30 protein-coding genes are annotated in these 22,229 nt (G+C 64.9%); 3 read left to right on the forward strand and 27 right to left on the reverse strand.

Going from position 1 to position 22,229, the window contains the following annotated elements; genetic code table 11:
* Positions 1-3: 3 nt before the first annotated feature.
* The 26 genes from AC50X9_RS13000 to AC50X9_RS13125 all read right to left on the reverse strand — a co-directional run bounded on the left by AC50X9_RS13000 (position 4) and on the right by AC50X9_RS13125 (position 17,930).
* Positions 4-594, reverse strand: coding sequence for a hypothetical protein (locus tag AC50X9_RS13000; protein ID WP_494894181.1), 591 nt, complete (start codon positions 592-594; stop codon positions 4-6).
* Positions 594-1,622, reverse strand: a complete 1,029-nt coding sequence (locus AC50X9_RS13005) for a phage tail tube protein (protein ID WP_494894182.1) — start codon at positions 1,620-1,622, stop codon at positions 594-596. Before AC50X9_RS13005 ends, AC50X9_RS13000 begins: the two co-directional genes overlap by 1 nt.
* Positions 1,619-1,894, reverse strand: coding sequence for a hypothetical protein (locus AC50X9_RS13010; protein ID WP_494894183.1), 276 nt, complete (start codon positions 1,892-1,894; stop codon positions 1,619-1,621). Before AC50X9_RS13010 ends, AC50X9_RS13005 begins: the two co-directional genes overlap by 4 nt.
* A 9-nt stretch (positions 1,895-1,903) precedes the next feature.
* Positions 1,904-2,386 (reverse strand): hypothetical protein, encoded by a 483-nt coding sequence (locus AC50X9_RS13015; RefSeq protein ID WP_494894184.1) that lies wholly within the window; start codon positions 2,384-2,386, stop codon positions 1,904-1,906.
* A complete protein-coding gene (locus AC50X9_RS13020) occupies positions 2,386-3,183 on the reverse strand; it encodes a hypothetical protein (protein ID WP_494894185.1) in 798 nt (265 codons plus the stop codon). The genes AC50X9_RS13015 and AC50X9_RS13020 overlap by 1 nt, the downstream gene beginning before the upstream one ends.
* Positions 3,183-3,509 (reverse strand): hypothetical protein, encoded by a 327-nt coding sequence (locus tag AC50X9_RS13025; RefSeq protein ID WP_494894186.1) that lies wholly within the window; start codon positions 3,507-3,509, stop codon positions 3,183-3,185. The genes AC50X9_RS13020 and AC50X9_RS13025 overlap by 1 nt, the downstream gene beginning before the upstream one ends.
* Before the next feature lie 83 nt (positions 3,510-3,592).
* Complete coding sequence (locus AC50X9_RS13030) at positions 3,593-5,044, reverse strand: phage major capsid protein (RefSeq protein ID WP_494894187.1); 1,452 nt, start codon at positions 5,042-5,044, stop codon at positions 3,593-3,595.
* Positions 5,045-5,181: 137 nt separating this feature from the next.
* A complete protein-coding gene (locus tag AC50X9_RS13035; protein WP_494894188.1) occupies positions 5,182-5,928 on the reverse strand; it encodes an HK97 family phage prohead protease in 747 nt (248 codons plus the stop codon).
* On the reverse strand, positions 5,925-7,097 hold the full coding sequence (locus AC50X9_RS13040; protein ID WP_494894189.1) for a phage portal protein: 1,173 nt from the start codon (positions 7,095-7,097) through the stop codon (positions 5,925-5,927). Before AC50X9_RS13040 ends, AC50X9_RS13035 begins: the two co-directional genes overlap by 4 nt.
* Positions 7,094-7,249, reverse strand: a complete 156-nt coding sequence (locus AC50X9_RS13045; protein WP_494894190.1) for a hypothetical protein — start codon at positions 7,247-7,249, stop codon at positions 7,094-7,096. The genes AC50X9_RS13040 and AC50X9_RS13045 overlap by 4 nt, the downstream gene beginning before the upstream one ends.
* A gap of 21 nt (positions 7,250-7,270) precedes the next feature.
* Positions 7,271-8,713, reverse strand: a complete 1,443-nt coding sequence (locus AC50X9_RS13050) for a terminase large subunit domain-containing protein (RefSeq protein WP_494894191.1) — start codon at positions 8,711-8,713, stop codon at positions 7,271-7,273.
* Positions 8,706-9,089, reverse strand: a complete 384-nt coding sequence (locus tag AC50X9_RS13055) for a hypothetical protein (RefSeq protein WP_494894192.1) — start codon at positions 9,087-9,089, stop codon at positions 8,706-8,708. Before AC50X9_RS13055 ends, AC50X9_RS13050 begins: the two co-directional genes overlap by 8 nt.
* Positions 9,090-9,946: 857 nt before the next feature.
* Entirely contained in the window at positions 9,947-10,726 is a 780-nt protein-coding gene (locus tag AC50X9_RS13060) for a hypothetical protein (protein ID WP_494894193.1), read from the reverse strand.
* Entirely contained in the window at positions 10,723-11,052 is a 330-nt protein-coding gene (locus AC50X9_RS13065; RefSeq protein WP_494894194.1) for a VRR-NUC domain-containing protein, read from the reverse strand. Before AC50X9_RS13065 ends, AC50X9_RS13060 begins: the two co-directional genes overlap by 4 nt.
* A gap of 2 nt (positions 11,053-11,054) precedes the next feature.
* Positions 11,055-12,080 carry an HNH endonuclease gene (locus AC50X9_RS13070; protein WP_494894195.1) on the reverse strand — a complete coding sequence of 342 codons (1,026 nt, stop codon included), beginning with the start codon at positions 12,078-12,080 and terminating at the stop codon, positions 11,055-11,057.
* 266 nt (positions 12,081-12,346) lie between these two features.
* Positions 12,347-12,589 carry a hypothetical protein gene (locus AC50X9_RS13075; protein WP_494894196.1) on the reverse strand — a complete coding sequence of 81 codons (243 nt, stop codon included), beginning with the start codon at positions 12,587-12,589 and terminating at the stop codon, positions 12,347-12,349.
* On the reverse strand, positions 12,586-12,759 hold the full coding sequence (locus AC50X9_RS13080; protein WP_494894197.1) for a hypothetical protein: 174 nt from the start codon (positions 12,757-12,759) through the stop codon (positions 12,586-12,588). The genes AC50X9_RS13075 and AC50X9_RS13080 overlap by 4 nt, the downstream gene beginning before the upstream one ends.
* Entirely contained in the window at positions 12,756-13,601 is an 846-nt protein-coding gene (locus AC50X9_RS13085) for a hypothetical protein (protein WP_494894198.1), read from the reverse strand. Before AC50X9_RS13085 ends, AC50X9_RS13080 begins: the two co-directional genes overlap by 4 nt.
* A 288-nt stretch (positions 13,602-13,889) precedes the next feature.
* A complete protein-coding gene (locus AC50X9_RS13090) occupies positions 13,890-14,336 on the reverse strand; it encodes a hypothetical protein (protein WP_494894199.1) in 447 nt (148 codons plus the stop codon).
* A gap of 123 nt (positions 14,337-14,459) precedes the next feature.
* Entirely contained in the window at positions 14,460-14,927 is a 468-nt protein-coding gene (locus tag AC50X9_RS13095; RefSeq protein ID WP_494894200.1) for a hypothetical protein, read from the reverse strand.
* The gene (locus AC50X9_RS13100) at positions 14,920-16,221 is read right to left on the reverse strand and encodes a ParB/RepB/Spo0J family partition protein (protein WP_494894201.1); all 1,302 of its coding nucleotides are present in this window, start codon (positions 16,219-16,221) and stop codon (positions 14,920-14,922) included. The genes AC50X9_RS13095 and AC50X9_RS13100 overlap by 8 nt, the downstream gene beginning before the upstream one ends.
* The gene (locus AC50X9_RS13105) at positions 16,218-16,553 is read right to left on the reverse strand and encodes a hypothetical protein (RefSeq protein WP_494894202.1); all 336 of its coding nucleotides are present in this window, start codon (positions 16,551-16,553) and stop codon (positions 16,218-16,220) included. Before AC50X9_RS13105 ends, AC50X9_RS13100 begins: the two co-directional genes overlap by 4 nt.
* Positions 16,550-16,738 carry a hypothetical protein gene (locus AC50X9_RS13110; protein ID WP_494894203.1) on the reverse strand — a complete coding sequence of 63 codons (189 nt, stop codon included), beginning with the start codon at positions 16,736-16,738 and terminating at the stop codon, positions 16,550-16,552. Before AC50X9_RS13110 ends, AC50X9_RS13105 begins: the two co-directional genes overlap by 4 nt.
* Positions 16,735-17,043, reverse strand: a complete 309-nt coding sequence (locus AC50X9_RS13115) for a hypothetical protein (protein WP_494894204.1) — start codon at positions 17,041-17,043, stop codon at positions 16,735-16,737. The genes AC50X9_RS13110 and AC50X9_RS13115 overlap by 4 nt, the downstream gene beginning before the upstream one ends.
* A complete protein-coding gene (locus AC50X9_RS13120; RefSeq protein WP_494894205.1) occupies positions 17,040-17,567 on the reverse strand; it encodes a hypothetical protein in 528 nt (175 codons plus the stop codon). Before AC50X9_RS13120 ends, AC50X9_RS13115 begins: the two co-directional genes overlap by 4 nt.
* 156 nt (positions 17,568-17,723) lie before the next feature.
* A complete protein-coding gene (locus tag AC50X9_RS13125; protein ID WP_494894206.1) occupies positions 17,724-17,930 on the reverse strand; it encodes a helix-turn-helix domain-containing protein in 207 nt (68 codons plus the stop codon).
* 176 nt (positions 17,931-18,106) lie between these two features.
* On the opposite strand from AC50X9_RS13125, the gene AC50X9_RS13130 reads away from it, so the two are divergent.
* The 3 genes from AC50X9_RS13130 (at position 18,107) to ettA (ending at position 21,100) form a co-directional block, all read left to right on the forward strand.
* The gene (locus AC50X9_RS13130) at positions 18,107-18,439 is read left to right on the forward strand and encodes a helix-turn-helix domain-containing protein (protein WP_494894207.1); all 333 of its coding nucleotides are present in this window, start codon (positions 18,107-18,109) and stop codon (positions 18,437-18,439) included.
* Between the two features lie 278 nt (positions 18,440-18,717).
* Complete coding sequence (locus AC50X9_RS13135) at positions 18,718-19,287, forward strand: single-stranded DNA-binding protein (RefSeq protein ID WP_494894208.1); 570 nt, start codon at positions 18,718-18,720, stop codon at positions 19,285-19,287.
* Between the two features lie 130 nt (positions 19,288-19,417).
* Positions 19,418-21,100, forward strand: coding sequence for an energy-dependent translational throttle protein EttA (gene ettA / locus AC50X9_RS13140; protein ID WP_494894209.1), 1,683 nt, complete (start codon positions 19,418-19,420; stop codon positions 21,098-21,100).
* A gap of 121 nt (positions 21,101-21,221) precedes the next feature.
* On the opposite strand, the gene tesB is transcribed toward ettA, so the two are convergent.
* Positions 21,222-22,202 carry an acyl-CoA thioesterase II gene (gene tesB / locus AC50X9_RS13145; RefSeq protein WP_494894210.1) on the reverse strand — a complete coding sequence of 327 codons (981 nt, stop codon included), beginning with the start codon at positions 22,200-22,202 and terminating at the stop codon, positions 21,222-21,224.
* Between the last annotated feature and the right edge of the window lie 27 nt (positions 22,203-22,229).

Raw genomic sequence — 22,229 nt, forward strand, 5'->3', positions numbered from 1 at the left:
TGCCTAGCCCTTTCCGTTGAGTGCGTCATCGATCGCGTCGAGCGCCTTCTGGCGCGCGCCGACCTGGCCGCGTTTGATGGGTTCCCACCAGTACGGTTGACCGAACTGCGAGACGAACTGTTCTTTGTTTCCGAACACGGGGTGCCGGAGTACTTTCTTGTTCCAGCCCTTGACCATCACACCGCCGACGGACTTGTCCGCCCGGATGCTGATCCCGGATCTGGTAGTGCCAGAGACGACGCGGGTCTTCAGCGAGGCCTTCACCCTATTGCGCATGCCGGTGGTCCGGGCCCGCGAGGCGGACTCGGCCTTGTAGACGTTGACCGCGCGCAGGTAGGACTTGCCCTTTTTGGTCTTGATCATCCGGATCCGCTGCCCGGTCTTCACCGCGTTGCCAGGCAGCGGACCCGAGAGGATGCTGCGCTGGTCCTTGATAATGTCGTCGCCGACCCCGCGCAGGTTCCGCCGCAGGTTGGTCGCCAGCTTCGGCGATATCTGCTTGACCTCCGCGAGAACCTGGCGCAGGTTCGGCGACGTGATGGTGATCTCCGGAAGATCCGGGCCACCACCACGCTGATGCGCTGGCCGGGCCACTAGATCGTGGCGTCGGTGGTGACCAGGGCGACGTAGATCGGGGACCCGGCCGCGAGCCCGTCCAGGACCGTGAAGTCGATGGACTGCTTGACCGGGGCCCCGGCCGCCGACTTCGGCAGTTCGCCCTCGAGGCGGATGTCCGGGAAGTGGAACTGCAGCGCGTACTTCGCCGAGGTCCCGATGACCGTCTGTGACTGGAAGGTCAGGGTCAGGCCCAGCGGCGTCTGGTTCAGGTAGGCATCGCGGAGGACGGTGTCGGCGTACTCTGCCGTGACCTTGCCCTTCACATCCGCGAGCCCGACGACGGGCTTACGGTTGCGTTTGCCCGAGCCGCCGAACGTGAAGCCGCCCTCATCGATCTTGTTGTCGAACGTGACCGAGAAATCCTCGATCGTCGCGGCTACGGTCCCGCCGGTCGCGAGCGCCGTCGATGTCGGCGGGGTCTGCGATCCGCCAATGGTGATGGCGCCGAGCGCGAAGTGGAACAGCTCGCCGCCGACGACGTAGGACGGGGCGGCGTAGGCGACGTCGGTCTTGACTTCCTTCGCGTCCCACGTGGTCTTCAGCTTCACGATGTCAGCGTTCGACGCGGAGAACTCGCCGGAGGTGCAGACCGCGCCGAGGAACGTCATGGCCGTAGCCGCGCCGCCGCCCAGGGTGGGGATGCCCTTCTGGATGGTGTAGGAGTTCAGCGGGTCCGTGGTCGTCGGCGTGTAGAGCTGCTGGAACACACCGGCCTGCCCGGGCACGGCCGTTGAGACTCCGGCGCCGAACAGTGCTTCGAGGAGGACGCCGAGGCCCTTGCTGACCAGCTCGACGTTCAGGTCACCGCCGGCGGACTGCTTGGCGAGGACGCGGCGGGCAGACCGTGCGAGGCGGGACCCGACGCGCATGCCGGCGCCCTGGACGAACGTCGGGTTCCAGGCGAAGGACTCGTCAATGAACTCGGGGAAACGGTCCACGGTCACCGCCGTGCCGTACGTGGTTTCCTTCTTCAGGCCCACGGAGCAATCAAGCTGGGTCGTCACTGGTCTTCACCCTCTCCTTCGCCGCTGGCCGGGTCGCCTGCGTCCTCGTTGTCGCCGTCGTGGCTCTCTACCCCGTCGTCGTCCTGCTGGGCCGTCAGCGAGGCGGCCAACGTCCTGGCTGCCTTGTCTGCCGGTTCGTAGTTGCCGGGCTGCAGTAGCAGGACGCGGGCGTGGTCAGCGGTCACGTCGAACACCTCGCCGTCTTCTACAACTCTGCGGATCAGCGGCACATCCAGTGCGCCGAGCGGGGACACGTTCTTCAGTTTTGGCATTGCTTGCTCCTAGGCGTAGATGCGGGCTTTTGCGGTGAAGGTCCCGATGACTTCCGTGACCCGGCCCTGTTCGGTCAGGTCCTCGGGGGTGGCGCCCTCGGACTCGTGGGCTGTCAGTGCACATTCGCGGACGGTGCCGCCGACCGTGGTGTCAGTCATGCGCACCTGGTGTTCAATGCGGCGGAGCAGTTCGTAGGCCCGCTCGGCCGTGGCGATCTCCGCTTCCTCGTCGCCGCCCATGAAGCAGGACACCATCACCTCAAGGGTGAGGGTCTCCTCGCGGCTGCGGTTGGTGCCGAGCGTCGCGGCAGCCTGGCCGGAGGACAGCCGCCCGAAAGAGACGATGTCCTCCGGGACGTAGGTGGCCGGCTGGCCGAAGACCACGTACACGTGTTCGGTGTCGTAGGCCTCAGCCATGAGCGTCTTGACGGCGGTGTAGAAGGCCTTCTTGAAAGCGAGGCCCAGCGTCGCCTGGGTGAGAGTGAGATCCATCAGGCGAAGCCTCCGACCTGCTCGTGCGGGGCACACAGTTCGATGACGCGGCGGGGGACCGCGTAACCGGATGGGGTGAAAGCATCTGCTTCCGGAGCCGAGCCCCGGACGCCGCCGCCGCCAACGCCTTGCATGCCGCCCTGCCACCAGAACCGGACCAGCTCACGAGCGGCCAGCCTGATGTTGGGCGTGATCTCCTGATTGCCGATCCGGTACGTGATGACCAGCTCACCGGCGGGGAAGGCGGTCACCGCCGTGCGGGTGCCGGCGTAGATGATGCCGGAGGCCAGATCCGGGACGTAGCCCACCACCGGGACGCTGTCTGCCGTGATGCCAAGGATCTGGTTCGGTAGATGCGGAAGGACCACGGCCGAACCGCCGCCCCAGGTTGCGAAGGTCTTGGTGGCTGCGAGCATTGGCCCGGTGATGTCTTCGATCACCGGGGTGGCCGCCGCCAGATACAGGCGCAGGTCCTGTGCTTTGGCCGGGTCAGCGTTGGCCGGCAGCCGCAGACCCGCGAGCACTTCATCCAGAGGGATAAGGAACTGCGGGTCAGCGGGCCACACGTCCAGCACATCGGTGTAGGCACCGGCGCCGCCCGCCGTCCAGGACAGCAGGTGCCTGCCGGCCATGGACGGGACGAACTGCGCCTGGGTGGTTTCCTTGTAGCCGGTCACTTCAGGTGCCGGGTCCAAGGTGGTGCCGTCCGGCCGCTTGACCGCGAGCGCGTAGGGTCCGGTACCCGGCGCGGTGGGCCACCTCACCGTAGCCTGTGCGCCGAGGTCAAGGGATGCCATTACTTCTTAGCCGCGGCTTCCTTGGCTTTGGCATCCGCAGCGGCTTTCGCCTCGGCGGTAGCCTTTGCTTCTGCTTCGGCTTTGGCCTGCGCTTCAGCCTCGGCTGCTGCGGTTTCCTGCTTGGCAGGAAGGCGGCCCTGCGGGGGCTCGGAACGCTGCTCCTGCTCGGTGCCCGGCTGCTCGCCCTTGGACTGTGCACGGAGCCAAGAGGCCAGCTCCTTGTCGTCCTGGCTCGCTGCGCGTCTGGCGATCGACTCGTAGGATTCGCCGGTGGATTCGTGGAGGTCGATGTAGTTCTGCTTGATGGCGGGATCGATCGGTGCCATGGTGCTGCTCCTTTGGAATGTGGGAATTGCAGGGGGCACCGCGGGGCAGGAGGTGTCTCCTGCCCCGCGGGGATTGTCCGGACCTAGAAGGTCGGGGCCACCAGACCGAAGGTGGCCGTGGAGTCCAGGCCGCCGATCTTGGCGCTGGCTGTCGGGTACCGCTCGGCGGTGAAGGCCGCGTAGCTGTAGACCACGACATCGACGGTTAGCTGCGTGCCCTGCCGCTGTTCGAAGTTCAGCTGGCGGGGCAGCCCGTCGCCTTCCTCCCACAGGTGCAGCTCGGAGGTATCAAGCGAAAGCGTGATGTCCTCCAGGTTGGTACCGACGTTGATCGGGATGTTGACGTCGGACAGGACCGGCAGCCCGGAGGAGTGGACGCCTACGAAGTACGGGGCGCTGGACCCGTTGTCGGAAGTCTCGCCCGGCTTGTTGATGATCCCGGCTGCGTTGAAGTTCGGAACCGTGTTGGCGGTGACGATCGGGCGGCCGGCGGAATCGTATTCGCCGGTGAGCCAGCCCCAGCGGCGGGGGTGCATGACCAGCACCTTCGCGAAGATGCCGCCGCCGCTGGTTGCGACTGCCGTGTTGGCGCCTGCGATTTTGCGGCCGTAGTTGGCAGCGGACGGTGCCGCTCCGAACGCGGTCGCTGCGCCAATCCCTGCCGTGTTGAGGATGCCCTTCATCTGGCCGGAGTTGCCCGTGCCGTTGATGATCTGGGAATCGACCTGCGCGGCATGGGCGCGGGCGAGGTCCAGGTAGAGGATCTCGTCCGTCTTGCTGCCGCGCTCCAGGGACTGGCGGGATACTTCCTGCCGACCCATGAGCGTCCGGACGGGGACGGTCAGGTCAGCCCAAACGACGTCGGTGTTTGAACCGGCCGTGTTCTCGGCGGTCTGGGCTGCAACCGTCGCCCCGGTCGTCCCTCGGGGGATGACCAGGTTCATGCCTTCGGCGGGCAGTTCGTGGCGGTTGACGATGTCCGCCAGAGGGCGGCCGGCTCGCAGCACCGGTGCGGTCAGATCGATCAGGTACTGAGGAGTGACCAGGCCTGCGAAGCTGCCCGTGGTGACGGCGCGTTCGGAGAGCTCGCCCTCCACCTCGACTTCGCGGGCGTGACGCTCGAGACGCTCGGATGCGTTGCGGTCGCTCTTGAACTGGGAGCGGTACGCGTCAGCGAACCAGGAACGGCCGTCTCGGGCGGTCTCGCGGGTGTAGGTCCGCGGTTCCTGCCCGACGCGGGCAACGCCGTCGTAGGCGGGGCGGGCAGCCGCGGGGGCTACTTCCCGGGCAAGACGGTCAGCGGCGGCGTCGCGCTCGGCTTCGCCGTCGAGATCGGTGACGCGCTGGCGCAGTGCGTCGATCTCGTTGTCGAGTCCGTCCTTTGCAGTGCGGAGTTCAGTGATGCGGGCGCGCTGTTCGTCGGTGACGGCGTCGATCCCGCGCAGGGTCTCCAGTTCGGTGGCGTGGGCGTTGCGGACATTCAGCTTGTCGGCGATCTGCGAACGAAGCTGAGCAATGAGCTGGGCAATCGTCATTGTGACATGCCCCTTTCTCCCGCTGGTGGGCGGGCTCAGGTGGGTTGTGTTAATCGCTCTGTCAGCAGCAGGCAGTGCCACACAGGCCGGGCGAACGCGGCGCGAGGGTCTTTACGCGAGGTGCAGAGTAGGTGCGCCTACAGGAGGCGCAGGGCTGTTTCCCCATCGGCTATGAGGTCACGCCCGGCCATGGGGAACCGGGCGCGCAGTTCGGCCAGTGCCTGCCGCGCTTCCGTGTCGTCCATGTCCCGGATTAGATCCGGAAGTTTTGAGGAGCGGAGACCGGCGCCGGCGGTGTGGGGGCTGGCCCCGTACCCGACAATGGCTACGTCTCCACGGTGGATGTCGAAGGACTGAATCCGGTACTCGGTGTAGTCGGGAGACCACACACCGGAGGTGATCCGGAACTTGAAGCTCATCTCGTCAATCAGCCCAGACCGAAGCTTGGGAAGGATGTACTGGACATCGAGATCCGCGGCGTCGAGTTCCGGGGCGTTCACATGCAGGCCTTCGTCCGTCTCGGTGAGGATCAAGGATCCGTTCGTGGTCCGAGCGATCCGGCGAAGGTCCTGGTGTTGCAGGACAAGGGGTACGTCCAGGTCTGCCCGGGACAGTGAATCGGTTGCCGCGCCGGCGGATACGACTTCGTTGTACGGGCCGAAGTAGTCGTACATTTCATAGGCGCGCTCATAGACCGAGGCGAGGCCTTCGAACTGCAGGGCGCCGTCGCCGGCCGCCTGCCGGATCTGGATGCCATGGGCGCGGGCGCTGACCCTTGCAGGAGACCCGGTCTCCTCCGAGCTTCGACGCTGGGACGGCCGGTCAGCGCGGGCGCTGACCGCGGCGGCCCGCTCCTGGGCGGCCTTCAGTGGATCGGGGATCATGGGGTGACTCCGTTCGGTAGCGGCGCGGCGGCATTGGAGGGGAACAAGGTAGAGAACTCCTGCAGCTGGTCTGCGGTGAAGGGCGCCCTGTTGTCCAGTGCCCGCGCTTCTGAGGGCGTAAGCGTGCGGGAATCGATCTGAACCTTGAACACTTCCTGGCGGGTCTGCGGGTCCATGCGCAGTATCGCGTCGGTATTGAGTTTCACCCTGCGGGGCTCCGGCGTGAGCCGGGTCAGTGCGCGTTCTCTGCGCATGACGGCCGGTCCCAGGTTCATGATGAGCAGCTGGAGGTTCCGCTGGGAGACATTCGCATAGGTGACTGAAGCGCCGGAGACCGGAGCGTCGATCATGTCTCCGGGTACGCCGAAGAACCGGGCCAGGTCGGAGATGGAGAACTCCATCTCCGCGATGAACTCCGACTCGCTGGCCTTCGCCTGGAGCATGGAGTACTCCCAGTCGCTGCCCGTGACGAACGGTTCGCCGATGCTTACGGAGGCCAGGAACCGCTGCTTGGCAACGGCTGATTCTGTCGCGTCCAGTTTCTTCCCGGTGTTCTTCAGGATGGCACCGGGGACGGCGCCGTTGCTGAACCAGTCCATGGCGAACTGCTGCGCGGACAACGCGCCGGCAATCGAAGCCGCCGCATAGGCAATGGGGGAGAGCCCGACGTGGGACCCGGCTGTCGTAAACTGCCGTTCGTGCCAAATTTCAGCCGTGGTGTATTTCGTGCCGGACACCCGGTAGTGGTCGATCTGGCCTTTCTTCACCACCACGGTGACCTGGTCAGATGGCAGCAGTTCGATCTGGCTGGGGAACCCCAGAGCGTCACGCTCGGTGATCAGTCCGAAAGCATTCCCGAGCTTGTCCAGATCGGTCTGTGTGGAGTACATCCACTCGTTGATGTCGACTGGCTGGCCGTCGCCGTGGGACGACGGTGTGATCAGAACCTTGGGTTTCTGCACCTCGATGTCCACTGCCTCGCCCGGCAACCGGCGGAAAACATCAATAGGCATGGAGGAAACCAGGTCTGCACGGAGCCTGATGGATGCCCAGACGGCGGAATGCTTGAGCGCCGACGTCGAGGTGACCGCGACTGATGAGCTCTTCTTGTTCAACCGCGGGGGAAGTAGCGAGCCGACATCCGCCGACCGTTGCCTTAGAAGACTCACTGCGGGGACCTCCCTCGATCAATGAGCCAGGACGCGAGCAGCAACCCGGCCCCGGCAGCGGCCACACCGCCGGGGATATACCAACTGCCGACAGCGAGTGCTACGGCCAAGACCACCAGCAGAATGCCGATAAGGTCCAGCCAAGAAGTCATGCGCTGCACAGGTCCTGCCTTTCATCCGAGGGAGTCCCCGATGTCGTAGTCGTCGCCGACCTTTTCCTTGAAAAGCCAGCGGGCGAAAGTGACGGCGTACAGTGCCGAGATATCCGCCAAGGTCTTGTTCCTCGCGAAGATCCAAGCGCGTCCGCCCACCGACTGCTTGATGGCGTTTGCCATTGCTTCGTTGAGCAGCTGGTCATTTTCGAATCGCAGCTTCCCTGCCAGTGCGTCGTCATAGAGTCCGCCGCAGGCATCGACCCGGCTGGGGCCGGATACCTTGATGACGTCGAAGCCTTCGTCCTCCAGATCGCGGACGAGCGACTTGGCGGCGCCGTTTCCGTCAACTGCGACGGTGTTCCCGCCGAAGTCGTTGCGGAGCTGGACCAGGGTGTTGACCACTCCAGCCGTGCCGACCATGCGTTCGTACACTTCGAGGTAGCAAGCGGCCTCCGGGTCGGTGGGCCTGGCGGCCATGCCGATCGATGTCCACTCCCTGTCAGGGGATGTGTCGATCGTCCAGAACGGCGTGCCGGTCCATGCCTCAGTGTCGGGCGGAAGATAGCAGCCTTCCCAGGCTGCCGTCGGGATAACCCGCGGCGCTGCCTTTGCTGTCGGCCACCATCCGAGATAGGCGCGTTCGAATTCGCCTGGCTCCGTCATGCTGTCCCGCTCGGCCATCACATCTGCCAGTGAGATTGTGTGGCCGATTGCGGGGTGGCAGTTCAGGACCGTTTGCGGGTCGTTGGGGTCGTCGTCCCTTGAGGCCGAGTATTCGAAGTAGGCCACGCGTGAGTCGCGGCCGGACTCCACCAGCGCCTGGCCCATCTCGACCTTGGGAGCCAGATAGGTTGACGCTGTTGTGCCGGCGGCCGAGAGAATCCATTTCTGGGAACCCTTGACCGTGATCATGGTCGGCGAAATGCCCTGCTCAATTTCTCCGTCCACGTGCGCGTAGGCCTCATCGATGTGGGCCTCATGGTTGGTATCTCCATGCCCGGAGTTCTTACCCACGGCGTCGATGCCCAGCTTGGAGCCAGTTGACCAGCGCAGCGTCTCTGATCCCGTGGTCCAGTGGGGCTTGCCCATGAACTGCTTCAGCGGTGACTCCATGATCGGTTCATGGAAGTCCTCATGCAGACGCTTTAGCGCTTTGATGCGGTTCTGTGCGGTGTAGATCATGCGGGCGTTGCGCGTGGTCAGCGCACGGTGGGTGAGTTTCCCGCGGCTGATCGAGGTCTTGCCGATCTGCCGGAGCCCGATCAGGATGATTGTCTTGTACCAGTACAGCCCTGTCGCCGGGTCGATCTCGCAGGCGACGTCCAGCACGTGCTGCTGCCACGGCATGGGGTCGTTGTTGAGGGCCTTCATGACCTTGCCAACAGCTCGCCCGCGGGTCTTGCGGGCGAGGTTGCGCGGCGTGCCATATCTCGGTTCAGGGTTGCGGGGAGCCTCAGTCATCCTGCGTCAGTGAAGCAAGGAAGGCGTCCGCTGCGTCTGCCCCGTTACTGGCCGGCCCTGAGGTCTTGCGCAGGCGGTCAAACACGTTGAACAGCCGGGACTGCATGCCCGAGATCAGATCCAATCGCTGAATGCGGGGGATCTGATCGAGGACGCGGGCGTCGTACTTGGCCAGGACAATGAGGGTGCTCGCGAACGGCGGGTCCGCGAACTCCATTTCCTCAATCTCTTCGGTGAGTGTGGACTCGATCAATCCAGCAGGGCCGGACCAGTCCAAGTCCAGCGAACGATCTACGGCGATGTCATCTTCCGGCAGCAGCTCTGCAAGCGTGTCCGCAGCCTCAGTCGTTTTCTTCTTGGCCCGGTAGTCGGCCATGTACTTCCTTTGGCCGGCGCGGCACAGGTTGCACTTGCAACCCTTCCGGTATCCCTTCCGACCAGGCGTCGAACCATGCTTCGGTTCGGGCGGTGTCGATGCCATGGAAACCTCCTCGGGATACAGGGTGCGGCTACCTCTGTAGCTCGCTACCCGGGAATTTTCGCAGACACAAAAAATGGAACACGAGCGGGTCGCCCACACGCCGGATTCCTAAAAAATCACCGTGTTCTAGGGGAAGTTCAGTGCGGTCGGAGCCTCGTGCGGGGTCTTTCGACACGCTGGGCATTGGCCTTCATCTTCCGGCGGTGCTCGTTCTCTTTCCTCACGTTGCATCCCAAGTGCATGGGCTGAAGGTTCCAGGGTGCGGTCGGGTGGCCGCCGTCTTCCAGCTTGATGATGTGGTCGAGCGACGGGCCCCGCGGGTGGCGAGGTCTCAAACCGAAGACGATCTCCTCGTTGCACCAGGCGCAGACCGAACCGGGCACGCAGTACGTCTCGACCAGCCGGCGCCATGGCCGGCCCGTCCTTCCACGCTTCGGGTCCCACTCATCGAGCGCCGGCATGACCACCACCTGCACACATGGGAAGAGCCCCGCCGGCTAACCGGTCGAGGCTCTGATAGTGGCTGGGTGCGAAACACCAGCTCACCCCATAATTTAGATCCTTAAGTCAAGGATGTGTGGGAGGTCGCGTGTCGGGCGTGGCGGCGTCGTCCAACGGAGTGGTGTTATACCTGATCGTTGCTCCGCAGGAGTCACAGCTCCAGAGGATCGGCCACCTGCCCAGGGTCAGCACTGGGCCTTCGGCGCCGCTCATGCTGACGTGCTCGCAGAGGACGGCAATTTCTTTACTCACTACTGCCTCGCTTTCGTGTACCTCTTCTTGAGCGCGCTGCTGGCCCGACCGGGCCGGCTGTTCGCGTGGGTGTAGAACCACTGGTCTGCTGCGACCCGGTGGGTGATGTCCTCGCTGCATCGGACCACCTTCCTGCCTGCTGGCGTCTGGATGGCCACCACTTCTCCCGCGCAACCTTTGTGGGGGCAGGCGATGTCGAGTGAGACTTCAACAGGCGGCGACTGATAGGCGGCGGACTTCACTGCCGGGACGACTTTGGCGAGGTCGGTTCCTACGGCGGTGAGGTGCGCGGCGGACGGATGCGATGCCAGATAGCCGACGTGCCAGCGGGCCAGCCAGTCGGCGAGGACACCGGTGCCGTGGTCCGCCGGCATGCGGAGGTCGGGCCGGTCCTGCACGAGCTGGCCGACGGTGGACCAGACAGCGTTCCGGGTATCGCGCATGACATCGGATACTTCACCGTTGATGGGCAGGGGCGGGAACAGTTCCCCGGTCCCGGATACCCGTTCGGATGAGGCGGCCCGGCAGCCAGCTGGTGCCAGTGCGTCTTCAAGGTCGGACCAGTGTTCGCCGATGGTGGCCAGGGATTCGCGCAGCCACTCGGTGCACCGCCAGCAAAGGTGCGTCCGGTCCACGGTGGCGGCCGGCTCTTCGTGGTCGAAGATGCAGTGCGCCGGGTAGGTGGTGTTCTTCTTCGCCAGGGTGAACGGCATCATCACGATGTCGCCGGCGGGCAGCTCGACCCGGTACTTGTATTCGAGATCCAGAGTCGTGGTCATGCTTCACCCTTCAGGTCTTTGATGATGCGGCCGGACTTCAGGTCGGCCGGGCGCCAGACCCCGATGTTGAGCTTGGCGAGGAGCATGCCGGAGATCCAGGAGAACTGTGCCGGGGAGACCCTGCCGGTATCGGTCTTGAGCTCACGGAACAACGCGCGGCCGCGGTGCTCGGAGACCAGGACCAGGTCAGGGAAGCCCGGCTGAGAGCGCCGGCTGTTGTGCGTGTGGTAGATCAGGGTGTAGCCGTGCAACTTGGCGAGATCGATGACCTGCTGCTGGAACTGTTCTTCGGTGAGTTTCGGGATGAAAGCAGTTGGGTTGGGCATGTCTAGTTCCGTCCTCGGTTACGCGGGCGTCTGCGGCGGGGTTTGGATTGCGCTGGCGGGCTGGGCTTGGCGGGTGGCTGGGCTGGCCTCCCTGCACTGCCCGACCCATGACCCGGCCCAAGTCCCGACCCGACAAATCCAGATCCGTCGGGCTTGTGACCTGCCGGATCAGGCTGATCCGTGGTCGCGGGGGTGGCGGCGCTTCCGTTGCCCGGTGTGCCGTCAGTGCTGCTGGCCTGGCCGGATGGTGCTTCCGTTGCCTGGATACTTCCCGGAGCGGCCTGGGAGGGCTGCTCTACGGGGCGCGGCGCTGACGGCGTGCCGTCGGCTTTGGTGGCCTTCTTCTTGAGTGCGGGGTGTTTGGCGCTGGGGGTTACTGTGTGGCCGTGCTTGGCCAGCCACGCTGCGGTCGAGGGTGAGTAGAACGGTTCGGACGGTGCCGGCTGCAGGTCCAGGGCGTCGTCGTTGTCCTTCTTCTTCGAGTTGCATTCGCCGCACGCGACGACGAGCGTCTCAATGGTGGCAGCCTCGCCGCTGATGACATGGTCGTAGCTGCCGGCCCGGGTGTAGCTACCGGCCCGGGCGGACTTCCGGTCAGCGCCGAAGTAGACGATCTTGAGGCAGTACCGGCAGGAGTCGCCGTCGCGGAGACGGACGGCCGAGGTGAGCTTCGTATCGCGGGAGTCCCGCTTCTGCTGGTTCATCCATTCCTGCTCGGCCTTCGTGATCAGGTGGAGGAAGTCAGGGTCTTCAATGATCTTCCATGACGGTGCACCGTCGGACTCCAACTGCTCAAGGAGCCCGCACTTCTCGGCAATGTCGATCAGCTGCTTGTAGTTGGGTCCGCCCATCATCATGGCCACCCCGAACTCCACGACATAGTCCGTCCGGTGAGCCGCAGACTCGAAACCACAGCGCAGAACGAACCCGAACAGCTCGTTGACACTGATCTGGCCCTGGCTGAAGTGCGGGGCATTCAACGCCTTCGGAAAGGTCGCTGCCTTGTCGCCTATCTTTGCCCAGGACACTTGGCTCCTTCAGTGGTTCGAGATCGGCGAGCGCCGGGGGATCTGGTGGGTCGGTGGCTGGTGGTGGGCTCATAGGCCGCAGCTCGGGCACTTAGCTGGATCGGTGGCCGCTGGATCGGGGGCGGTGTGGTTTCCCATTACCCGACACTTGATCCGGCGGCGAGTGAGGATCGCTTGGGCATATGCCTCGGCTTCCGCGTGGGTAGCCGAAGCAGGCTTGTCCCCGTCGCCGCCGGCCATACTGACCTGGTACTCGTCGGCGCTCATCAGTCCTCCCCGGGGGTGCACATCAGGGCGCCGCTGAAGTCGATGACCGGCTTCCGGTAGGGGTTATCCTTCAGCTCCGGACGTGACGGCCATCCGGCGCAGTTGTCCCAGCCGGTCGCGAGCAGGTCACGGCGGCCCGCTTCGAGCCTCATCCCCATTGCGAGGACCTGCCGGGACAGGCCATCGTTGAGGGTAAGGAGGCGTTCGTTCTCCGCTTCCAATTCCTGGGTGCTCTTGCTCATGCTGCGTACCTTGGCGCTTTCGTGTAGGTGGCGCGGGCGTCGGCCCGTTCCTGGTCGGTGAGTGCAGCCCATGAAAGTTCGGTGTGCCCGTGGGCGGCGATGACGCGGGCCTCCTGCGGGTCCAGCCTCGGCGGGGGAGTGGGCCGGGTCCGACGGAAGATGCGGATCATGGTGCGACCACGCTGAGCCCGCGGTTCGCGAGGCGGTCGCTCAGCTTCTGGAGGTCGGCGACTTCGAGGACGACGCCGGTGCCGTGCTTGAGGAAGTCGGAGGCGGAGGGCGGTTGCTCTTCGGGTTTCTTTCCGCCGCCAGCGTGGGTGATTTCGGGGAGGCGGCTCATCCAGCCTTCGCGCCAGGCGTTCAGCTCGTTGGCGATGGTCGAACCGTCCTCCGAGCGGATGGGCATCAGCAGACCGAGGAAGGATTCCCCGCAGCTGATGAGGATGCGACGGGCGTCTTCAGTGGGTTCGATGACCAGCGGCTCGCCGTAGGCTGCGGAAGCGGTGGCGAACAGCCGGACCAGTCGCCCGGCGGCGACGAGCCGTTCAGGCATGACTCGTTCGGAGAGGGCTGCCTGGATGAGGAGGCGCCCGAAGGCGATCGGGTACTCGTGGTCATCCTCGTGCGGGATCTTGAACTCTTTGCCGGGGAAGAGGCCCGAGACGTCCAGGAAGGTGATGGCGTCATGCCGGACCGTGATGCGGAGAGTGTCGCCGATCTCGTCCTCCGGCTGCTTGCCGTTGGCCTTGAAGATCTGGAGCAGCTCCTTCGCGACGTCGGTCGGCAGGTTGAATGCGTCGTCGTTAACGTCGCCGGTCAGCCCCTCGGCATCCCACACGGACGCCACGGCGTGGCCGAGGGTCACCGTGTTGCTGGCGGTCACGTGCACCATGCCGTCCGTTGCGGTGAAGTGGACAACGGCGAGCGCCGATGAGAGTTTGGCGTCGGCTGCGTGGGGGATGACGGACATGAGGGCCTGTCTGAGGTCCAGGGTATTGACGGTGAGTATCATCGGTTCCTCTTTTAGTTGCTTGGTGGGCCGGAGCATGCGCAGCGGCGGGCGCCGCCGGTTTCGGTATGGGTTACTGCCAGGCACTTGACCCAGCCGTCGCCTTGGCCGTGGTGGTGGCCGCAGATGGTGCAGTAGTGCATGCTCTGGCTCCTTTGCCGTCGATGGTCTGTTCGTGGACCCGCCGCGATTCGAACGCGGCCCGGGTGCTTACTTCCGCAGGGGGACTTGGTTTCAGCTGTCGGTTGCCTATCGGGCCCGGGTGGTGCCGGTGGTTACCGGCACCTGGTGTTACTGACCTTCGGGTAGGACGCCGCGGGCCAATCTGTCGGCCCGGAACTTGGTCATCCCGAAGTCATTGGCTGGCTTGACGTCGGCGGCCGGCGGAACAGGGGCCGCACGGCGCGGCGCGGCCGGCGGCGGCGTGAGTGCGGTCCCGGTCTGGATGGCTTGGCGGACCTTGGCCTTCTCCTCATTCGCCTGGGTGGCAGGGGCGGGCTGGGTCTTCGGGCGGGGGAACCGGGCGTAGACGCTCCAGCTCTTCGACCCTGCGTTCCGCCTGGCCGTGGCCTCGCACCCCTGCTGCTTGAAAGCTGACGGCGGGGCCGTGGTCTTCCACTCAGCACTGATGAGTGCCCACTTGCCGGGATTCTGCTTCAGTACCTCGATTACTGCGTCGTAGTCTCGGGCCGTGCCGCCGCGCCTGCTGGGCGGGTCCTGCCATTTGAGTTCAACCATCGTTGTGCCTTTCCTTTCAGCTGCAGCGGCAATCGCCGTTGTGGGGGTCCATGACGGCGTTGCATGAGTTGCAGCGCTCGAGCTTTTCCGGGCGGTCGGTGATCTTCTTCTCTGGTGTCTCGGTCACGCGTTGGCCCATCCGTTCAGGTTTGTGCCGGACTCGCGGCAGGCGCCGATCGTGAGGAATCCGTAGTCGAAGGCGGTCAGTCGGTCATCGAAGATCGGCTCGTCGATGACGTGCACGATCTTGTCGGCGTCCCAGCAGGAGAGGAGCCAGCGGCCATCCCCGGTCTGCCGGACGCCAGCCCTCGGGTACTTCGCCCGTTCGGGTACCTTGAACGGGCGATCCGGCGAGCGCAGTGCTTGTCTCAGGACTTGTTCCTGCCAGGGGGCGAGCTTGATGCCCAGGACGTCTTCTGCGAAGTGGACGACGTTGCCGGCCATTGCGCTGGCGTGGTCGAGGACGGCGGCTTTGGCTTTCCACTGGACGCCGACGATGGCCGCGCCGAAGTCGTCCAGGATGTCGGGGCGGTAGCCGCAGAGGCAGACGGGTTCGTTCTCAGGGTTGCGGGTGAGTCCGTGGTTACTCATCGTCGGTGCCATCCTTTGCCTGGTGGTAGTCGAGGGCTGCTTGTTCGGCTTCGGTCCACTGGTACCCGTAGATCGCGCCGAGGCGGTCGCGCCATGTCTTGGTGGTCTGCCAGCCGGGGCCGTCATGCCATCCGCCGAGGGCGTCCATGTGCATTTCGCGTTCGAAGGTGTCGACGTGCATGAGGGCGACGAGCTGGGGGACGTTCAGCTTGCCGATGGCGTCGGTGACTTCCTGCTCATCGATGTCCTCGTGGTCGATGTCCAGCCAGGGGGCAAGGTCGCCGAGGCGCCGCCGATCGACGATGTAGTCAACGAGCATCTCTCGGGTCTTGTCCGCGGCTGGCTTCTGGATGGCTTCCTTGATGAACGCCGTCCGCACCTCGGCGGCCGTGGCGAGGCCTCTGGTCAGCTCCTGCTGGCGGATCTCAGCGGCTATCTGCTCCGGCGTCCGGTGCGGGACGACGTGGGCCGTTCCCTTGGGTCGTTCCCGGATCCAGGTGATCTCGTCCTTTGTTTCGTCGCAGATCGCGGACCAGCCGTCCGCTACGGCTTCGGCTACGGTCATCACCTGGTAGGCGACTCGCCAGTCCGTCCATTCCCATGTCTGCCCGGCGGGGCGTTCCACGATGTCTACGCCGGCGCCTTGCAGCTCGGCGGTCAGCTGGGGGAGGTTCTCCAGCCATGCCTTCGCCTTCGTCTCCTTGGCGAGCTGGAAAGCCCACTCGTTGGGCACGCTAGCCACCTTGAGGAGCCGCTTCGTAGCGGCGTCATTGTCGGTGAAGCCTGCCAGGACGATGGCCTGGTCAATGTTCAGGGTGTTGTCCTCGATGCGGCTCTTCGCCTCGTCCGCGAGCTTGTTCAGGACGAGCCGCTTCCGGATGTGGCTCTGCGAGCGCCCGAGGGCTTTGGCGATGGATGCCACGCTGTGTCCCTCGAAGTCGAGGACGGACTGGATGCCGGCTGCTTCTTCGACCGGGGTCAGGTCGGTGCGCTGGGTGTTCTCGACCAGCATCGCCTCGAGCTGCTTGGCTTCGGTGTTGAGGTCCTCGCGGATGACGCAGGGCAGGATGTCGAGGTTGGCGAGCTGCGCGGCGGCGTGCCGGCGGTGCCCGGCGATGATGACGTAGGTGATGCCGGTGCTTCTGCTGGTTAGGGGGGCGACGACGAGCGGCTGCATTATGCCCTGGGCGGTGATGCTGTTCGCGAGGTCGGTGACGATCCCGACGTCGTTGCGGACGTTCTTCGGGTGGATGGCCAGCTGGCCGATCGGGAGTTCCTGGAAGCGGGTGCTCACTGGCCGGCTTCCTTTCGGACGTATTCGAGGAGCTGGCGGTCTGCTTCGACGGAGTCGATGTCGGCGAGGTTCTCAACGGCGAGCGCATCAGAGAGCGCGTCTTCTGCTTGTTTGGATAGGGCGCGTGCGTGGAGGAGCTTGGCGGCGGCGGCGACGGACTTGTTGAAGAGGATCACGACTGTGGTGTTGTCCCGTGCCGGCGGCGTGAGCCTCTGCATGGGGAGGCGGTGGGCGTTGGGGGCGTAGTGCTGGGCCGGGACTTCGGGGAGCGGGCCCGGGTCGTTCTGGAGCCACTCCTGCTCGGTCTGCGGCTCTGCTGGCTGTTCGGTCATTTCTGGTTTCCTGTCTCAAGTACGAACCCGGCAGCGCCGGTGAGGAGTAAGAGGACGCCGGCCAGATAGCCGGCGTTGAAAAGCGGGAAGGTAGCGAGCATCAGGAGCGTGCCGAGGGCGAGCGCCGGGGTGTAGAGGTAGGTGCGGCGGCGGTTCCTGCCGACCCGCACTGATGGGGCCCTCACAGTGCGGCCCCTGCGGCGGCCGCGTTCCATTCGGGGGTGCCGCGGTGGATGTGTAGTGAGTAGTTCGCCCAGATGGTGCCGTTGAGCAGGATCTGCCCTTCGGTTTTGCTCTTCACAGACACATCGATGCGTTGTGCGTCGACGTCGACGTCTACCTTTGATCTGTTCTGCCAGAACCACTTCAGCCACGTTGTCATCCCCTCGGCCAGTTCACGGGCGTCGCGGAACTCAAGGTCGGGGTACTCCTTGAACGGGCGGTGACCGATGGGCTGCACGACGGCGAACCGCCGGATCCGGGCCTTCATGCCTGAGCCTGACGGAGGACGGCTTCGCGGCGGAGCCGGAGCGTCGCTTCATCCGTAAGCCACGGGTGGGGCGGGACTGCAAGCGGTGTGGGGACGGGCGCGGGCAGGTGGTTGATGACCGGGCCGGGAGTGGGGATCTGCGCCGCGGTGGCTTCCCTGGCGGCGGCGATGTCGCGGAAGGCCAGCTTCTCGGCCTCGTCGGCGTGGCGGTCCACGGCCTTCTCTACCTCGCTGATGAGGTTGTCCAGCTTCTTGTTCAGATCCTGACGAACGGCGTGAAGATGATCGATCGCCTGGTCAGCGTTGCCGGTCAGGTCGAACGCCTCCAGTGTCCGGACGCCGGAGATGATCTGGTTGGCCGAGCTCTTGACGTGCTCCGCGAGTTGTCGTCGGCGGGTCTTCTCCATCACCAGGTACTTCTCATCCAGCCCGGCCCGTCCACCGAGGCGGCGGTCCTCGGCGCCGAAGAACAAATGCCGGGGCGGATCAACTACCGGGCTTTCCTGTGCAGCTTGAGCGTCCATTGCTAGACTCGATTCTGATTCGAGAGCCAGGTGTACCCGTGACAAGGGCCTGGCTCTTGGGTTCGGAATGGGCGGTCCAGTGAGTTCTTGGCGGAAGGAACTGGACCGCCCTATTTACTGCCCGCTGGCGGTTGGCCTGACGGGACAACTATGGGATCAGGCGGACTGCGGCTTATCCCGGCTCGGAGTCGAGGCTGCGACGAGCTTGTCTACGGCTTCACGAGTGAATTTGTGGTGGCCACCTGGCGTGGATAGGGCGGGCCGGATCGTGCCAGCCGAGACCCAACGGCGAACCGTCGACCCATCAACCCCGAAGGTGCGTGCCACTTCGGAAGTTGATATATACGTCACTTGCTGTGTCATGCGTGAAGCTAACCACACGCGTGCAAGTAGCGTCAAGTGCGTATTACGAGTACATGCTGAAAGGTGGCAGGTAGGAGTACTTGGCGCGTCATGAACGGGCAACCGGCGGATAATTACAAGAAATTTACTTTGTGAACGTATTGCACGTTATTCACAACAGGTGCAATGATTCACTTATGAGCACCCAACCGACGCAAGAAGAAAGCTGGATCCCTAGCACCGATACATTCGGTGCCCGACTCGCACTCGTACGCTGGCGGATGGGATGGAATCAGAAGGAAGCCGCTCTTGCCTGCGGACTGTCCCAGGCGTCATGGCGCGGATGGGAACTGGACGGCCGAGGCCCCCGCGATCTCGCGGACGTTGCCGCTCGCATCTCGGCCAGGACCGGTGTCGATGACTACTGGATCCTCACCGGCAAATCGCACGGCATTCATCCCACGGGACCCGAAGGCGGCGAGGAAAACCCAAAAGCTAGCCCGGTCTCAAACCGCCGGCCTTTGGATTAGAAGGCCGCTGCTCTATCCCCTGAGCTACTGGGGCACGTCGACGTGCCGCCCGGCTGCTGCCGGGGGACGCCTCAAAAAGTTTACCGCGCCCCGCGGGTGTCCGCCGTCAGGGACACCCGGGCGCGCTGGGCCACAAATACCCGGGCAGCAGCCCAGCGCGCGGCGGGTGTCCTGCCCGGGTTATCCACATGGCGTGCGGTGCCTCTCGCGAAGGGTAGTTGCGGGCGCGAAGCTGAAAGAGCCTGCTAAGGCACGACATTTCGAGACAGGACATGAGAATGAGTGACAACATCACGATCCGTGGCTTCGTCGCCACGGAGCCCAAGAGTTCGACGACTCCCGGTGGGGTGGCAACGGTTTCCTTCCGGCTGGGTTCCACCGACCGGCATTATGACCGTGCCACCAACGCCTGGGTTGAGGGGACCATCGACTTCTTTACAGTCCAGGGCTACCGGCAATTGGCCGGCAACATCGGCTGTAGCGTCAAGAAGGGCCAGCGGGTCATCGTCGTGGGACGAATCAAGTTGAGGAGCTGGGAAACGGACGGCCAGATCCACCACGTGGCGCAAATCGACGCTGACGCTGTCGGCCACGACCTGAAGTGGGGTTCGGCCAACTACATCCGCACGTCCGGCAACGGGCCGCAGCCCGCTACCGATCCCTTCGCGTCGCAGACCTCATCCCCGGATGCAGACGGCCGCGAGGGGACCCCCGGCGATGACGGCCGCGATCATGACGAATACGACGGCGGAGACCAGGCGGCCCGCACTGTTTTCATCAATGACGAGAGCGGCGACGTGGAGGAGCTCGACGAGGAAACGGGCGAGCTGAAAGGGGCGGCCGCCTGAAGGGCAGCTGGTTCCGCGCGCCCAGCCCCGGCGTCCCGCCACGTCGGGCTGGGCCCGGACCGCACGAAGGCGTCGCCTGCGGAACGGCATCGATGTGAGTTATCCCGGCCGACCCACTAGATTTGTAGGCATGGCGGAATTTATCTACACAATGACCAAGGCCCGCAAGGCCGTTGGCGAAAAACTTATCCTCGACGACGTAAGCATGTCCTTCTTTCCGGGGGCCAAGATTGGCGTTGTCGGCCCGAATGGTGCCGGTAAGTCCACCATTCTCAAGATCATGGCCGGACTGGACACACCGTCAAACGGTGAGGCCCGGCTCAGCCCCGGCTACACGGTGGGCATCCTGCTGCAGGAACCGCCGCTGAACGAGGAAAAGACCGTTCTGGGCAACGTCCAGGAAGGTGTCGGCGAGATCATCGAAAAGATCCAGCGTTTCAACGACATTTCCGAAGAGATGGCCAGCCCCGACGCTGACTACGATGTCCTCCTCGAGGAAATGGGCCAACTGCAGGAAGCGATCGACGCCGCCGATGCCTGGGATCTCGATTCCCAGCTCGAGCAGGCCATGGACGCCCTCCGCTGCCCACCGGCCGACGCCGACGTCACCCTGCTCTCCGGTGGTGAGCGCCGCCGCGTCGCCCTCTGCAAGCTCCTGCTCCAGAAGCCGGACCTGCTGCTCCTGGACGAGCCCACGAACCACCTCGACGCCGAGAGTGTGCTCTGGCTTGAACAGCACCTCTCCGCCTACCCCGGCGCCGTTCTCGCCGTCACCCACGACCGGTACTTCCTCGACCACGTGGCCGAGTGGATCGCCGAAGTTGACCGCGGCCACCTGTACCCCTACGAGGGCAACTACTCCACGTACCTCGAAAAGAAGCGCGCCCGCCTGGAAGTCCAGGGCAAGAAGGACGCCAAGCAGGCCAAGCGTCTCACCGAGGAACTGGAATGGGTCCGATCCAACGCCAAGGGGCGCCAGACCAAGTCCAAGGCCCGTCTGGCCCGCTACGAGGAAATGGCTGCCGAAGCCGACCGGACCCGCAAGCTGGACTTCGAAGAGATCCAGATTCCGCCGGGACCGCGGCTGGGCGGCCTTGTCCTGGAGGCGAAGAACCTGCAGAAGGGCTTCGAGGACCGGACCCTCATTGACGGACTCTCGTTCACCTTGCCGCGCAACGGCATCGTCGGTGTCATCGGCCCGAACGGCGTCGGCAAGACCACCCTGTTCAAGACCATTGTCGGGCTCGAGCCCCTCGACGGCGGCGAGCTGAAGATCGGTGACTCCGTCAAGATCTCCTATGCAGACCAGAGCCGCGGCGGCATCGACCCTAACAAGACTCTGTGGGAGGTCGTCTCCGACGGCCTCGACTACATCCAGGTCGGGCACGTCGAAATGCCGTCCCGCGCCTACGTCGCCGCCTTCGGCTTCAAGGGCCCGGACCAGCAGAAGAAGGCCGGGGTGCTCTCCGGTGGTGAGCGCAACCGCCTGAACCTGGCCCTGACCCTGAAGCAGGGCGGAAACCTTCTGCTCCTCGATGAGCCGACTAACGACCTCGACGTCGAAACGCTCAGCAGCCTGGAAAATGCCCTGCTCGAATTCCCGGGCTGCGCCGTCGTGGTTTCGCACGACCGCTGGTTCCTGGACCGGGTGGCCACCCACATCCTCGCCTACGAAGGCGACGAGGAGAACCCCTCGAAGTGGTACTGGTTCGAAGGCAACTTCGAATCCTACGAGGAGAACAAGGTCGAACGACTGGGACCGGACGCGGCCAAGCCGCACCGCGTGACCCACCGCCGCCTCACCCGCGACTAAGCCACTGGCGGAGGCCACCAGGCGCGACGCGGACCGATAAACGCGGAACAGTAAAGCCGGCTCCCCTATGGGGAGCCGGCCTTACGCATGTCCCCGCAACCGGGGTCCGCAACGCGCAGGGTCAGCCGCGGTCAGCCTTGCGCATCTGGTGCTGCAGGACCTTGGACTGGACCGCGCCCTTGAGCTTGTTCTTGAGGTCCGTGGGAACCCTGATCATGCCTTCCTGCGCCACCGTGGCAACGTGCCGGCCGTCGCGGCTGAAGATCTTGCCGGTCGCCAGGCCGCGGGCGCCCTGGGCGCTGGGGGACTCCTGCACGTAGAGCAGCCACTCGTCCACCCGGACGGGCCGGTGCCACCACATGGCGTGGTCCAGGCTGGCCACGGACATGCCCGGGGTAATCCAGCTCATCCCGTGTTTGCGGAGGATGGATTCCAGCAGGGTGTAATCGCTGGCATAGGCCAGGGCCGCCCGGTGCAGGTCCGGATCCGCCGGCATCGGCCCAAACGTCTTCATCCAGACGGCGTTCCGAGGCTCCTTGTTGCCCTTGGCCGAGACGTACAGCGCCGGGTCGACATGCCGGATGTCGAAGGGCCGCTCGTAGGCCCAGTGGCGTGCCACCGGATGGTCGAACTTGCCCAGCAGGTCGGCGGTGCTGGGCAGCGATTCCGGGTCGGGGATGCCGGCCGGCATCTCGGACTGGTGCTCGATGCCCTCGTCCTCGTCCTGGAACGAGGCGATCATGGAGAGGATGGGCATGCCCTCCTGGTACGCGTGGACGCGCCGCGCCGAGAACGAGCGGCCGTCCCGGAGCCGCTGGACGCCGAAGGTGATCGGCTTGTTGGCATCCCCGGGGCGCAGGAAGTATCCGTGCATGGAATGCACGCCGCGGCCCTCGGGAACAGTCCGGCTTCCGGCGATCAGCGACTGCGCCAGCACCTGGCCGCCAAACACGCGGTGCCGGGGCTGCTGCTGGGAGGGGCCCATGAAGATGTCTTCGTCCGTCCGGGCGCCCTCCAGCTCACCGAGGTTCAGCAGTTGGAGCAGCGAGGAGGTGGGGTCCTGTGTTGGCGGCGCCTGTAATCCGGCTTCGGCTTCAGTCATGGTTCGACTTTAGACGTCCTCCGGGCG

Source organism: Pseudarthrobacter sp. HLT1-3 (genome assembly GCF_059383535.1).

Coding starts and splice junctions, on each gene's coding strand:
- AC50X9_RS13010 (WP_494894183.1), bottom strand. CDS start 1,894: ATGCCAAAACTGAAGAACGTGTCCCCGCTCGGCGCACTGGATGTGCCG.
- AC50X9_RS13015 (WP_494894184.1), bottom strand. CDS start 2,386: ATGGATCTCACTCTCACCCAGGCGACGCTGGGCCTCGCTTTCAAGAAG.
- AC50X9_RS13020 (WP_494894185.1), bottom strand. CDS start 3,183: ATGGCATCCCTTGACCTCGGCGCACAGGCTACGGTGAGGTGGCCCACC.
- AC50X9_RS13025 (WP_494894186.1), bottom strand. CDS start 3,509: ATGGCACCGATCGATCCCGCCATCAAGCAGAACTACATCGACCTCCAC.
- AC50X9_RS13030 (WP_494894187.1), bottom strand. CDS start 5,044: ATGACGATTGCCCAGCTCATTGCTCAGCTTCGTTCGCAGATCGCCGAC.
- AC50X9_RS13035 (WP_494894188.1), bottom strand. CDS start 5,928: ATGATCCCCGATCCACTGAAGGCCGCCCAGGAGCGGGCCGCCGCGGTC.
- AC50X9_RS13045 (WP_494894190.1), bottom strand. CDS start 7,249: ATGACTTCTTGGCTGGACCTTATCGGCATTCTGCTGGTGGTCTTGGCC.
- AC50X9_RS13050 (WP_494894191.1), bottom strand. CDS start 8,713: ATGACTGAGGCTCCCCGCAACCCTGAACCGAGATATGGCACGCCGCGC.
- AC50X9_RS13055 (WP_494894192.1), bottom strand. CDS start 9,089: ATGGCCGACTACCGGGCCAAGAAGAAAACGACTGAGGCTGCGGACACG.
- AC50X9_RS13060 (WP_494894193.1), bottom strand. CDS start 10,726: ATGACCACGACTCTGGATCTCGAATACAAGTACCGGGTCGAGCTGCCC.
- AC50X9_RS13065 (WP_494894194.1), bottom strand. CDS start 11,052: ATGCCCAACCCAACTGCTTTCATCCCGAAACTCACCGAAGAACAGTTC.
- AC50X9_RS13075 (WP_494894196.1), bottom strand. CDS start 12,589: ATGAGCAAGAGCACCCAGGAATTGGAAGCGGAGAACGAACGCCTCCTT.
- AC50X9_RS13080 (WP_494894197.1), bottom strand. CDS start 12,759: ATGATCCGCATCTTCCGTCGGACCCGGCCCACTCCCCCGCCGAGGCTG.
- AC50X9_RS13085 (WP_494894198.1), bottom strand. CDS start 13,601: ATGATACTCACCGTCAATACCCTGGACCTCAGACAGGCCCTCATGTCC.
- AC50X9_RS13090 (WP_494894199.1), bottom strand. CDS start 14,336: ATGGTTGAACTCAAATGGCAGGACCCGCCCAGCAGGCGCGGCGGCACG.
- AC50X9_RS13095 (WP_494894200.1), bottom strand. CDS start 14,927: ATGAGTAACCACGGACTCACCCGCAACCCTGAGAACGAACCCGTCTGC.
- AC50X9_RS13105 (WP_494894202.1), bottom strand. CDS start 16,553: ATGACCGAACAGCCAGCAGAGCCGCAGACCGAGCAGGAGTGGCTCCAG.
- AC50X9_RS13115 (WP_494894204.1), bottom strand. CDS start 17,043: ATGAAGGCCCGGATCCGGCGGTTCGCCGTCGTGCAGCCCATCGGTCAC.
- AC50X9_RS13120 (WP_494894205.1), bottom strand. CDS start 17,567: ATGGACGCTCAAGCTGCACAGGAAAGCCCGGTAGTTGATCCGCCCCGG.
- AC50X9_RS13125 (WP_494894206.1), bottom strand. CDS start 17,930: ATGACACAGCAAGTGACGTATATATCAACTTCCGAAGTGGCACGCACC.
- AC50X9_RS13130 (WP_494894207.1), top strand. CDS start 18,107: ATGAGCACCCAACCGACGCAAGAAGAAAGCTGGATCCCTAGCACCGAT.
- AC50X9_RS13135 (WP_494894208.1), top strand. CDS start 18,718: ATGAGTGACAACATCACGATCCGTGGCTTCGTCGCCACGGAGCCCAAG.
- ettA (WP_494894209.1), top strand. CDS start 19,418: ATGGCGGAATTTATCTACACAATGACCAAGGCCCGCAAGGCCGTTGGC.
- tesB (WP_494894210.1), bottom strand. CDS start 22,202: ATGACTGAAGCCGAAGCCGGATTACAGGCGCCGCCAACACAGGACCCC.